The sequence below is a fragment of the Sphingobacterium sp. UBA5639 genome (genome assembly GCF_002421245.1).
Taxonomy (GTDB): Bacteria; Bacteroidota; Bacteroidia; order Sphingobacteriales; family Sphingobacteriaceae; genus Sphingobacterium; species Sphingobacterium multivorum.
On the sequence record NZ_DIJR01000005.1, the window covers coordinates 226,916 to 239,547 of the forward strand.

Genomic DNA, 12,632 nt, shown 5'->3' on the forward strand with positions numbered 1-12,632 from the left:
TATAAACCAATACCTGAATTATGAATCGTTCTTTTTCTTTTAAAGCTCCCAAAACACTGTTTTATGGACTACTCTTTCTATTCCCGGTATCCACACATGCACAAAAGATGAAATTATACGAGCATACCACCCCCATAGAACCTTATATCGTGCAATATGGGCATGATGTTGAGGCGATCAACTATTTCTATGGTCCAATGCCCAAAGGCTGGGGCAATCAACGGGCTGCGGCTTCACCCGAACAGCTGGCACGTCTTCAACGTTTGGATAACGAATATTTGAACAAATTGGACAAATTTCCCTATGAAGAACTTGAAACATCTGGGCAGGTGGATTTTATCTTACTGAAGCGCAAACTAAAAAGTGATCTCCTTTCATTGAAAGAAGATGAGTCGAATTACAACAGGTTATCCCTGTATTTACCTTTTGCACAACGAATATTTAAACTCGAAAAGGAACGTCGTAGAGGAAAGCGTTTGGCCGGAGAAGATGTCGCGAAAGAGCTGACGCGGGTTGTCGATGAAATCGATCGATCGATAACCGCTTTGCAAGAAAAGACCAATATTCCTGATGCAGATGTGAACTTTTTGGTTGGCCTATTAAATTCTTTGGATTTAAGGATAACAAGCACCTTCGATTTCTATAATGGATACGACCCTGAATTTACCTGGTGGGTACCCGCCATATTTCAACAGGTGAAAAGTAAATTGTCGGATTATAAGGAGAAATTAGCCGCAAAAAGCGACCGGAAAGTTTTTGATGATGGTAGCCAGATTGCGGGTGTGCCGATTGGCGAAAAAGAAATAAACCGAAGACTCAAAGCTGAAATGATCAGTTATACAGCTGCCGATCTGCTAAAATTGGCTGATCAAGAGTTTAAATGGTGTGAAGCAGAGTTATTGAAAGCGAGTCGTGAAATGGGGTTTGGAGACGACTGGCGGGCAGCACAGGAGCAGGTTAAAAACTCCTACGTTCCCATTGGGAAACAGCCGGAACTCATCCTGAAATTGTATAACGATGCACAGCAGTTTATTCAAAAAAATAAACTCATGGATATTCCTGAACTGGCAGATGAAACTTGGGGAATGATCATGATGACCCCAGAACGTCAGCGTGTCAACCCTTTTTTTACGGGTGGTCGGGAAATTAGTATATCATATCCAACCAACACGATGGATCAACAGGCAAAATTGATGAGTATGCGTGGTAATAATCCTTATTTCTCCCGCGGTACTGTGCAGCATGAATTGATCCCCGGTCATCATTTGCAATATTTTATGAATAGGCGCTACAAGCCTTATCGCGAGGAAGCGTTTAATACACCCTTTTGGACAGAAGGATGGACACTTTATTGGGAATTATTATTGTATAGTAAAGGATTTGCCAAAACTCCCGAAGAGCGTATAGGAATGTTATTTTGGCGTATGCACCGCTGTGCGCGAATAACCTTTAGTATTAAATTTCATTTGGGTGAATGGACGCCGCAGCAATGCATAGATTACTTGGTAAACAGGGTGGGATTTGAGTCTGCTAATGCCCATGGTGAAGTAAAGAGGTCTTTTGAAGGTTCATATGATCCCTTATACCAGTTGGCTTATCTGGTCGGCGGATTACAACTGATGCGGATCAAAGAGGAGGTGGTTGATCAGGGTAAAATGTCATTTGCTGATTTTCATGATCGTGTGATTAAAGAAAATTACCTGCCCATGGAAATGCTAAGAGCGATTATCAAAGGCGAGCAATTAAAACCAGACCATGAGACAAATTGGAAATTCTATCATTTTAACAACTAGGTGTTTATGAGTGAGTCAAAACAAACTTTTCAAAAGTCGCTGGGATTGCTCGATGCAACGATGCTTGTTGTTGGAAGTATGATTGGTTCTGGAATTTTCATCGTTTCTGCAGATATCGCACGCAATACCGGTTCTGCGGGTTGGATGATGGTTGTCTGGCTAATCTGTGGATTTATGACTTTAACAGCAGCATTGAGTTATGGTGAACTCAGCGCGATGTTTCCCAAGGCCGGTGGCCAATATATTTATCTTCGGGAGGCTTATGGTCCCGTATTGAGTTTTGTATTTGGCTGGACATTTTTTGCTGTGATACAAACCGCGACAATCGCCGCCGTCGGCGTTGCGTTTGCTAAATTCACTGCCTACCTTTTCCCCTTTATGGACGAAGATGTCTATCTGCTTGAATGGTCAGATTACCGCGTCTCGGCAGCACAGGTGCTGGCCATTGCGGTCATTATGGTATTAACCTACATTAATTCAAGGGGTGTAAATAGCGGAAAGCGTGTGCAGACATCCATTACATTGATCAAAATTGGGAGCCTGTTGCTTTTGTTGCTCTTTGGCTTCCTGGCTTTGAAACATGAAGTTTGGGCTTTGAACTGGGACAATATTTCGCTTTGGTCCATGCGCCGCTTAAATGTGGATGGAACCTACACATCTTATGATGGGTTTTCAGCAATGGGTGCTTTTTCTGCGGCTATGGTCGGAGCCCTCTTCAGTAGCGATTCTTGGCACTCATCCTCAGCTGTAGCGGGCGAAATTAAGAATCCGCAACGCAATATCGGATTGAGTCTGGCATTAGGGACTTTGCTGGTCACCGTCATCTATCTGTTGACCAATTTAATGTATACGGGCATATTGCCTTTGGAAGCTATGGTCAACGCACCAAAGGATCGGGTAGCGATGAGTGTGGCACAAGAAGTATTCGGCCCTTTTGGGATCACGATTATAGCCATTATGATCATGATTAGTACCTTCGGTTGCAATAATGGAATTATCCTGGCCGGTGCGAGGGTGTATTATTCCATGGCTAAAGATGGTTTGTTTTTTAAAAGGGCAGGCAAGCTGAATGCACATGCGGTACCCGCCTGGGCCCTCTGGATACAGTGTCTTGCTGCGTCAATATGGTGTTTGAGCGGAAAATATGGTGACTTATTGGATATGATTACCTGTGTGGTCGTGATCTTTTATGTCCTTGCAATTGCAGGTATTATTCGCCTCCGTATCACGCGTCCAGATTTGAACAGACCCTATAAAGCATTTGGATATCCTTTTCTTCCCATTCTTTATATTCTGATGGGGCTAGCCTTTATCGGCTTGATGGTTATTTTTAAGCCAAATTATACCTGGCCAGGAATTATCATTGCACTCTTGGGTATCCCTATCTATTATTTAATTAATCCTAAGCGAAGAAAGTATGAAGCTTCTTAGTACAGTGGTTTTGTTGTTGTCTGCGCAGTTTCTGTTTGGTCAAGGAACTTTGGTAGATTATACACGTGCACAAAACTTAAAAAAACAATTGACCAACAGAATCGAAAATCTGCCGGGTCAGTTTTATTGGAATGATCGGGGGGATCTGTTTTGGTATGATCGAAATACGGCGCAGGGAAAAGAGTACATTTTGGTCAATCCCCAGGCAAAAACAAAAGAACAGCTGTTTGATCTGACGAAGGTATTTTCCTTGGTGGATGAAAAGCTGGGACGAAAAGTCGAAAATCGTGTTATTTCCAATGATCAGATAAAATTGATGGACCAGGATCAGGTTTCGCTCGATATCGCGGGATACTTTTGGATTTGGAACCGCCGTTCCGCGCAATTGAGCCAGGGCGCTGCAAGTGGAAGTAAAGAGCGCAATCCGCGATATTGGGGGCAGCGTGAACAAGGAAATACCTATCGGGAAGTTGAATCTCCAGATAAAATACATGTTGCTTTTATCCGCAACAATAATGTTTTCTTAGCAAAGAAGGGAAACTTAAATCAGGCGCGACAAATTACGTTTGATGGTAATACGTCAAACTACTATAGCAATGATATTCAATGGGCACCGGATAGCCGGAAATTGGCTACAGTAAAAACACAAAAAATAGAGATCAGACAACTGACGCTTATTGAATCTTCCCCTAAAGATCAATTACAGCCAAAGATTCAGACACGAGATTATGTCAAACCTGGTGACGAATTAGCGCAAAAACTACCCGTTTTATATGATCTCGAAAAAGATAAACTGTGGGTATTTGATGCGGAGCTTATACCGAATCAATTTTATCTTTCGGAATTATCCTGGCGAGATGACAGTAGAGCATTTACCTTCGAGTATAACAAACGCGGGCATCAGGTCTATGGTGTCATGCAAATGGATGCCAATAGCGGTATGTCCAGTTATTTGATCCGAGAACAAAATAAGACCTTTATCGATTATAGCGGTAAGAAATATCGGGAGGATCTAGCCGATGGAAAGGAAATTGTGTGGGCTTCTGAGCGTGACGGATGGAACCACCTGTATCTTTATGATGGATCTACCGGAAAAGTGAAAAATCAAATCACAAAGGGAAATTGGGTGGTTCGGAAAGTTGTACATGTCGACGCTGACAAACGAACGGTCATTTTTGAAGGCAGTGGTATGAATGCAGAGGAAGATCCCTATTTGATCCATTATTATTCAATCGGTTTAGATGGAAAGGGCTTAAAACTGCTGACGGAAGAAAATGCAAATCATCAAGCTTTTTTCAATAAAGACTATTCCTTGTTTGTGGATACCTATTCCCGAGTTGATCAGCCGCCAATTTCAGTATTGCGCGACAACCATGGTCGTCTTATCATGGAACTGGAGAAAACAAACAGCAGCTTGCTCGAAGCGGTAGGCTGGCGTGCTCCAGAAGTCTTTAAAGCCAAGGGACGGGATGGTGCAACGGATATCTGGGGTATTATTATTCGACCGACCAATTTTGATCCTGCAAAAAGTTATCCTGTCATCGAATATATTTACGCGGGACCGCATAGCTCTTTCGTGCCCAAATCATTCTACAGCAACCCGAGTGGGATGTATGAATTGGCGGAATTGGGCTTTATCGTGGTGCAGATCGATGGAATGGGGACGTCAAATCGTTCAAAGGCTTTTCATGATATCTGTTGGAAAAATCTGAAAGATGCGGGCTTTCCCGATCGGATCGCCTGGATGCGGGCCGCTTCGAAACAATACAAATACATGGATATCGGTAGAGTAGGGATCTATGGAACGTCGGCTGGCGGTCAAAGCTCGACGGGCGCGCTGTTATTCCATCCGGAGTTTTACAAAGTTGGTGTTTCCTCCTGTGGTTGCCACGATAACCGAATGGATAAAATATGGTGGAACGAGCAATGGATGGGCTGGCCTGTAGGGCCTGAATATGCGGCCAGCTCCAATATTGAAAATGCCGCTAAGCTGGAAGGAAATCTTTTGTTGATTGTTGGAGAACTGGATGATAATGTGGATCCTTCATCCACTTTCCAATTGGTTGATGCCTTGATCAAAGCGCGTAAGAACCATGATTTTATTATGGTTCCTGGGATGGGACATTCTTCTGGGGGAGATTATGGTGAACGAAAAAGGAGGGACTATTTTGTTAGACATCTACTTGGCGTAGACCCGCCTGTATGGAGTCAGTATTGATCGTTAGTAGGCTAATGATCCTATAATGAATGATCCAGTAATGTAGGTTTATTGCCTATTTTTTCTGAAAGTACCTGATCTTATTGGACAGAAGGAACCTTCAGTTTGCTTTCATTGCTTTTGGTGTTCGCGAAGTCATGAAGGGGCCAATTGGGAATACTTATGAAGCGATAAGAGTGGTTCAATAAATACAATGCCCCAGAAAGTGACTTACTTTCCGGGGCGTTGCATTTATTTTATGTCTGTAACCTTGAATCCGTTTTATTCGACCAATACGCCGATATAATAGTTGAACGTATCGATATCAATATTATCTTTCGTTAAACCGGCTATTTTAATCGGTCTGAAACGTTGATCCAACTGGATAAGTTCTCTTTTTTGACCTTTTACCCCAATATGTATAGGCATATGGAAGCCTTTGACTTCACTGATCCATCGGCCCAAGACTCTCCCCGAAGGATCTTGTTTGATTTCCAGTGTAGGAATGGCGGTATGCTGTACATACTGTTCAAATACTTTTAACAGGTCTAAACCGGATTGCTGATTTACGTAGTTGACAATATCAGTATAATCGACTTGCTGATGATAAAACCTGCTATTTAGTCCCCGGAGAATATTTCGCCATTTTTCATCGTTGTCAATCATTGTACGGATCATGTTGAGCATGACACCGCCTTTGGGATACATATCGCCAGATCCTTCTTTATTGACGTGGTAGGGACCCTGTATGGGGCTGTCATTTTGGATTCCAGTTCGGATACCATGCGCGTAAGCCTGGCTGGCTTCTTTGCCATAGAAATAGTCGATAAATAAACCTTCAGAATAATTCGTGAAGCTTTCATGGATCCACATATCGGCCAGATCGGCCGAGGTAATATTGTTGCCAAACCATTCGTGGCCAGATTCGTGGACCACAATAAAATCCCATTTATGTCCCCAGCCAGTTCCCGACGCATCGCCGCCGCGATAGCCATTTTGGTAATGGTTTCCATAAGCGATGGCACTCTGGTGTTCCATGCCTGTATGGTAGGTTTCAACGAGTTTATAGCCATCTTCATAGAACGGATATGGACCAAACCAATGTTCAAAAGCCTCTAAGGTCTGATTGGCATTTTTTTGAAGATGGGCTTTCTTTTCTGCTGTATCATTTTCGCGCAAGATATAGTAATCAACATCCAAAGGCCCTTTTTCACCCTTATATTTTTCCTTAAAATGAACATAATCGCCAATATTGATGGCGACATTGTAGTTGTTGATCGGATTGGAGACTTTCCAATGGTACTTGGTATAGCCATCCTTCATTTTTTCTACTTTGACCAGGCGGCCATTGGACACATTCATCACCTCCTTGGGAACGGCAATGGAAATGAGCATACTGTCCACTTCATCGGATTGATGATCTTTGTTTGGCCACCAGACACTCGCGCCCATACCCTGGCATGCGGTTGCTACCCACGGTTTGCCCTTGCTGTCTTTTTTCCAGTCAAAGCCACCATCCCATGGAGCTTTAACCGCCTCTGTCGGATGACCTTCATAAAACACGGTAAATTCATCCTGTGTCCCTTTCCTGATCGCAGTAGGAAATTCGACAAAGACAGCGTTGTGTTCTCTGGTAAAGGAAAGTTCTTTCCCTTTATAAATGACTTTATTGACTTTAAGATTTGCAAAAAGATCAAATTGCAGGCGGTTAAAATCAGTCGTGGCCTTGAAACGGAAAAGGTTTGAACCTGAAATATATTTATTGTCTATATCCACCTTAACATCCAGATGATAGTATTGGATGTCGTAGCAGGTGCGTAGTGGTGTTAGGTATCCGCGCAGTGAATCCGCTCTGGTGAATTCATTTTTTTCTTTCATCAGCTGCGCTGCCGATTGCTGTATACCTGCGCTCAATAGACCGCAGGTACCCAATGCATATAATAGTATTCTTTTCATTTTTTGATAAAAATTATTCAGTCTATCTTCCTCCCGGAGGGCAATGTAATTTGAGATAGTTTGTAAATAATGTCCTTAAATGCTCATGTGTGCCCTGTCCCTCGCTAATGGAATGGCTGCGGTTCGGATAAGACATCAACTGGAACTGCACGTTATTTTTGATCAGCTCATTGATCAGGACTTCTGCATTTTGATAGTGCACATTGTCGTCGCCGGTTCCATGGATGTAGAGTAGGTTGCCTTTGATATTTTTTGCATATTTCAGTGGCGAGCCGTTTTCAAAATCTGCCAGATTTTCTTGCGGGAGGCCCATATAGCGTTCCTGATATACATTGTCGTAAAGTAACTGATTGGCTACCGCTGCAATGGCAATACCGGTTTTATAGATCTGCGGATATTGCCCAAGCAGATTAAGCGTGCTTGATCCGCCACCGCTCCAGCCCCAAACGGCCACGCGTGAATTGTCGACAAACGGCCATTTCAGTATTTCTTGCGTTGCTAGAGCCTGGTCGCGAATATTGAGCTTTCCGATATTGCGGTAGATGCTTTTTCGCCAAGAACTGCCTTTAGGAGCAGGCGTTCCGCGATTATCCAACGAAATATAAATATAACCGTCCTGCGCCATATTTCCCTTATAGAGACTGTTGTAACCTGCTCCAAAATTGTCTATGACAGTTTGTGATGCGGGTTCGCCGTAGACCATAAAGACAACAGGATACTTTTTATTGGGATCAAAATCCAGGGGCTTTACCATCCAACCATCTAATTCAATACCGTCGGTAGTTTTAACTTTAAAAAACTCCGCAATGCCGTCGCTGACTTTCTTTTCACGTTTCAGTTCAAAGTCTACGCGTATTTTGTGAGTCGGTAATTCAATAACGGCATTGTGCTGTAATGTTGTCCGGTTGCTAAAGTTGAAGATGGCAATTTTACCGTCTTTTGAAATATCATAATCGCAGGTTCCCTCATAGGAGGCTGGAGTCAGTCGTTTTGGAACGCCGCCTTTTGTAGACACACTATAGAGGTATTTTTGTGTCGCATTGCTTGGAGAGGCTGTAAAATAAATAGTTTCATTTTTCGGATCGAAAAAATCAAGGTTGATCATATCATAATCGGCTTTCATGATCAGTTTTTCATTGCCCGCTAGATCGATCTGGTAAATTTTTCGCCAACCGTCTTTTTCGGATACCCAGATGAAGGCCTTTCCACCTTGAACCCAGTCCCATCCGGAAGGATCATTGTTGTTCCACCGTGCTTTGATATCAATCCACGAGTCGCTTTGCTCCTGATGTATGTTCTGCGCTTTATTATCGGAGAGTGCAATAGTGTAGATCTTGCTCTCATTCTGTTTTCTATTGAGCTGCTCCAGAATAAGTTGTTTGCTATCAAGGCACCACTCCATACGTGGGATGTAATGCTGGTTGGGATCTCCCGGGATATTGATCTGTGTGTTCTTGCTATTTGCAAGTTCATAAGTCCATATGGAGCAGGCACTCGGTGATTGTCCAACTTTAGGATACTCTACGGGAATGGTGTAGGAGTAGAGGCTATCGGTATTGTTGATCATTAGAAAATTGCGGATGTTGCGGGCGTCAAGTTTCCAATAAGCAAGGGAAGTGCCATCTGGAGACCAACGGAAACCATCTTTACAGCCAAATTCTTCCTCATACACCCAGTCGAATGTGCCATTGATTAAACGGTCTGTTCCATCGTTGGTAACGGCAACGATGCTACCATTGTTGAGATCCTCTAGGTAGATATTATGGTCAGCTTTGTTCACGTATGCTACTTTATCCGCTTGCGGATTGAACTTCGCAAACATCAGTTGTGAGGCCGGGAATTTCTTGCCCAGCTGTTGCAATTGATTGGTCTTCTTGTTGTAAACCCAATAGTCACCGCGCGTATTCTCTCGCCATACTCTTTTGCTATTGGTATAGATCAAAATAAGCTCCTTATTTTTGGAGATGGAAAAATTTTCGACTTTTAAGGCTGCCGTTGCGCCTTTCGGAATAAGTAATTGTTGCGAAAGGAAGACTGTTCGCATTCCATTTATCGGATTTACCGTTTCTATTCCCTTGTCGGAAAATTCATAATACTGGTCACCCTGATCTGTCCACAATCGCTGTGCAACAAGTAAATTTGGGGCATAAAAAACCAGTAGAAGAATAAGGAGGACTAACTGTTTAATTCTGTTCATTTGTTTATCTGTTTACGTGTATCTGTCCCTTAAATGGGATTAACGACACTTTTAGGGTTTTATCATGAGTTTATTTAGTCAATAGGGTTGTCTTTGAGCTGATAGATTTCCTGGATTTCACGTTCAAGGTATTGTCCGAGACGTCGGTAACCATTCTGCTCGATCAGGTAATTGTCTTCAATACGAACCCCACCAAAATCGAGGTGTTTATTTAAGAAATCATAGTTGACAAATTCTTTGTGTAAATTTTGTTGCTCCCAAAGCTGCGTTAATTCCGGAATAATATAGATGCCGGGTTCAATGGTTAGCACATTGCCCGCTTCCAGCTTCTTACCTAGCCGCAGCGATTTAATGCCAAAAGTTTGGGTGTCTTTCGGTTCCGCTTCGGTATATCCAACATATTGTTCACCGAGATCCTCCATATCATGCACATCAAGACCGAGCATATGGCCGAGTCCACACTGAAAGAAAAGCGCATGGGCATGATTCGCGACGGCATCTTGCGCATTACCTTTCATAAATCCTGTTTGTATAAGTCCGTCGACAAGCGCTTCACAAGCTTTTAGATGAATTTCTTTAAAGTGGATTCCGGAGGTCAGCAGCTGTTCTGCCGTCTTAAACGCATGTAAGACGATTTGGTACATTTCCTCTTGTAGCGCAGTGAAGCGTTTTCCTACGGGAAAGGTCCTGGTCAAGTCTGAAGCATAGCCCATAGCGGTCTCGACGCCCGAATCATTGAGCAGGAGGTCACCTGCATAAAGTTGGTGAAATTGCATATGATTGTGTAATATTTCACCCCGTTTTGTAACTATCGGCGGATAGGAGAAGGACGTTCCCTGATTTTGGGCAAAATGTTGCATGGCATTACTGATCTGATATTCATAACAATCAGGTTTTGTCATGCGTATAGCGATGCGGTGCATCTCAACGGCAATATCTACGGCTTTCTCTAGTTCAATAATTTCTTCTGTCGATTTGATGCTCCGTTGTGCGACGACAGCTTTAATCAAAGCCACAGAGGGCTGGAGCTGATTTGCAGGAAAGCCGGTTAGTTGCTCAAGCAATAATTTATTATGCGACTGATAAGGAGGAAGGTAGTGAATATCTTCCTGTTTTCCTTTGTTAAGGTAGTCGAAGAGTTGATTGAAAGGCAGGATTTTGCTGATACCCGAAAGATCAGCCTTTTCAGCTAAGGTCTGCTGTTGACCCATCCAAACAATATCGTCAATGGTCATTTCATCACCAAATAGTATGGTCTCGTTTTTATCAGTGTCCAGTACAGCCGCCAAACGTGGACTTTTGATACCTATATAATATAAGAAGCTGCTGTCTTGGCGAAATGGATAGGTATTGTGCTCAAAATTGATCGGATTTTCAATGTTGCCTAGCAAAAGAATTTTGCCGGTTGTGAACTTTGATAATAGATTATTTCGGCGATTAAGATATACTTCTTTTTTGAACATAAGTTTTGGGAATTATTTGAAGTTGGATTGTCTAATTAGGTGCCTATTGTGTAATACGAATATCGTAAAATTTATGCGCTTCAAAATGATTTATTTAAAAGGTCTTTCTTTAATGTGTAGTGTTTGTTCTTGTTACAAATGATATGTTCTCCGTTTTTTATACTAAAAAGTGCTAAAAACGAAATTTAATAAAGTTCAATCTTTCTATTGAATAATAATTATCACAATTTATCAAAGTCTAATTGTATTTTAACCCATTTTTCCAATATAAATGGGTTTTTATTGTCAATTCGTTGTTTTGTGCGTGGTATTATTAGAGGATTATTAAATATTGTCGAATACTAAACATATTTTAGTATAGTATTTTTATGTTTTATTTCCAAGTCGTGTTGTTGCTTTGGAGTTGTTATATTTATGTTACTAAACAGTAAACATAAAACTAAACAAACCTATATGAAAACGCTCCAATTTAATGTGCCGACCATGCGAGGACAGAGTCTAACAATTCAAGAAGATATATTGGAAACTTTTTATCCTCATTTCCATCGACATCAAGAAGCTCAATTAATGTGGATAAAAAAAGGTAAGGGAGTTTTGATTGTGGAAGATACCTTACATCCCTTTAAAGAAAATGATATTTTCTTTTTGGGCGCGAATCAACCACACGTATTTAAGTCCGCTTCTCAGGACGGGTTTTCAAATGAGTCGCGCTCTGTTTCCATTTTTTTTGATCCAAATGGTAAGCTTAAATCGCTTTTTTCTCTGGAGGAATTTGAATCGTTGAATCAGTTTATTTATAACAACTCAAGAGGGTTTAAGGTTCCCAATTCATATTTTTCCCAAATAGCAGAAAGGGTCTGTTTATTAAAATCTGCGGACCAAATGGATAAGTTAATGCACTTTTTCTATTTATTAAGAGCATTGGCAAATATTTCACGGGAGGCGGAAGCACTTTGTAACGAACGGGTGGAAGTTGCCTTTGATACGATGCACGGATCAAATCGCATTAATATCATCTGCAATTATATTAAGGAGCACTATAAAGACGAAATTACGCTGGAAGATGTTGCTGACCATGCAAATCTTACTCCACAGGCATTTTGTCGATATTTTAAAAAGCATTGTGGTGTAACTTTTGTTACCTATCTCAATAGAATAAGAGTCAAGGAAGTATGTAACCAGTTAAATGAAGATCACTTAGACAGTGTTTCATTTATTGCCTATAACTGCGGATTTAATAGCATAACCAATTTTAATCGGGTTTTTAAACAAATCGTAGGCTGCAATCCGAAAGAATATGTGCAGCAATATAAACAAACGCTTTACTCTGTGATTTAGAATACAGTACCGAAATCAAGATTAGGCTTGCCGCTAAAGTACAACAAGGCAACTATCGATTTAAAACTCGTAAAATGAAAGAACAGGTTTGCAGCGAGGCAACTTCCGTTGTCTCGCTGTTTTTTATAGCCCTTAAATAGCATCCTTTAATTGCTATTTTACCACATTTTAAATTCCAATGTACGTGTAAGACAGTTAGAATGTCCTCTCTTATCTTTTTTCGTCTTAATTTTTTTCGAATCAACTGTGGATCAAGT

Annotated in this window: 7 protein-coding genes; 4 read left to right on the plus strand and 3 right to left on the minus strand. The window is 41.6% G+C overall.

The window, feature by feature from the left end; all coding sequences use genetic code 11:
• Nucleotides 1–20: 20 nt before the first annotated feature.
• The 3 genes from B4Z90_RS04890 to B4Z90_RS04900 are packed head-to-tail and all read left to right on the plus strand — an operon-like array spanning nt 21 to nt 5,442.
• Nucleotides 21–1,793 (plus strand): DUF885 family protein, encoded by a 1,773-nt coding sequence (locus tag B4Z90_RS04890; protein WP_286801515.1) that lies wholly within the window; start codon nt 21–23, stop codon nt 1,791–1,793.
• Nucleotides 1,794–1,799: 6 nt separating this feature from the next.
• Complete coding sequence (locus B4Z90_RS04895) at nt 1,800–3,224, plus strand: APC family permease (RefSeq protein ID WP_286769795.1); 1,425 nt, start codon at nt 1,800–1,802, stop codon at nt 3,222–3,224.
• The gene (locus B4Z90_RS04900) at nt 3,211–5,442 is read left to right on the plus strand and encodes a S9 family peptidase (protein WP_286769794.1); all 2,232 of its coding nucleotides are present in this window, start codon (nt 3,211–3,213) and stop codon (nt 5,440–5,442) included. Before B4Z90_RS04895 ends, B4Z90_RS04900 begins: the two co-directional genes overlap by 14 nt.
• Nucleotides 5,443–5,703: 261 nt before the next feature.
• On the opposite strand, the gene B4Z90_RS04905 is transcribed toward B4Z90_RS04900, so the two are convergent.
• The 3 genes from B4Z90_RS04905 to B4Z90_RS04915 all read right to left on the minus strand — a co-directional run bounded on the left by B4Z90_RS04905 (nt 5,704) and on the right by B4Z90_RS04915 (nt 11,037).
• Nucleotides 5,704–7,377, minus strand: coding sequence for a M1 family metallopeptidase (locus B4Z90_RS04905; RefSeq protein WP_286769793.1), 1,674 nt, complete (start codon nt 7,375–7,377; stop codon nt 5,704–5,706).
• Between the two features lie 22 nt (nt 7,378–7,399).
• Nucleotides 7,400–9,574: a S9 family peptidase gene (locus B4Z90_RS04910; RefSeq protein WP_286769792.1), complete on the minus strand. Its 2,175-nt coding sequence runs from the start codon at nt 9,572–9,574 to the stop codon at nt 7,400–7,402.
• Nucleotides 9,575–9,648: 74 nt separating this feature from the next.
• The gene (locus tag B4Z90_RS04915) at nt 9,649–11,037 is read right to left on the minus strand and encodes an aminopeptidase P family protein (protein ID WP_286801516.1); all 1,389 of its coding nucleotides are present in this window, start codon (nt 11,035–11,037) and stop codon (nt 9,649–9,651) included.
• 453 nt (nt 11,038–11,490) lie between these two features.
• Here B4Z90_RS04915 and B4Z90_RS04920 point away from each other — a divergent pair, with 453 nt between their 5' ends.
• Nucleotides 11,491–12,375: an AraC family transcriptional regulator gene (locus B4Z90_RS04920; RefSeq protein ID WP_286801518.1), complete on the plus strand. Its 885-nt coding sequence runs from the start codon at nt 11,491–11,493 to the stop codon at nt 12,373–12,375.
• Nucleotides 12,376–12,632: the final 257 nt, after the last annotated feature.

What these genes read in the sequence shown, in the direction of transcription:
- B4Z90_RS04910 (WP_286769792.1), bottom strand. Translation starts at nt 9,574, where the DNA reads ATGAACAGAATTAAACAGTTAGTCCTCCTTATTCTTCTACTGGTTTTT.
- B4Z90_RS04895 (WP_286769795.1), top strand. Translation starts at nt 1,800, where the DNA reads ATGAGTGAGTCAAAACAAACTTTTCAAAAGTCGCTGGGATTGCTCGAT.
- B4Z90_RS04915 (WP_286801516.1), bottom strand. Translation starts at nt 11,037, where the DNA reads ATGTTCAAAAAAGAAGTATATCTTAATCGCCGAAATAATCTATTATCA.
- B4Z90_RS04920 (WP_286801518.1), top strand. Translation starts at nt 11,491, where the DNA reads ATGAAAACGCTCCAATTTAATGTGCCGACCATGCGAGGACAGAGTCTA.
- B4Z90_RS04900 (WP_286769794.1), top strand. Translation starts at nt 3,211, where the DNA reads ATGAAGCTTCTTAGTACAGTGGTTTTGTTGTTGTCTGCGCAGTTTCTG.
- B4Z90_RS04890 (WP_286801515.1), top strand. Translation starts at nt 21, where the DNA reads ATGAATCGTTCTTTTTCTTTTAAAGCTCCCAAAACACTGTTTTATGGA.
- B4Z90_RS04905 (WP_286769793.1), bottom strand. Translation starts at nt 7,377, where the DNA reads ATGAAAAGAATACTATTATATGCATTGGGTACCTGCGGTCTATTGAGC.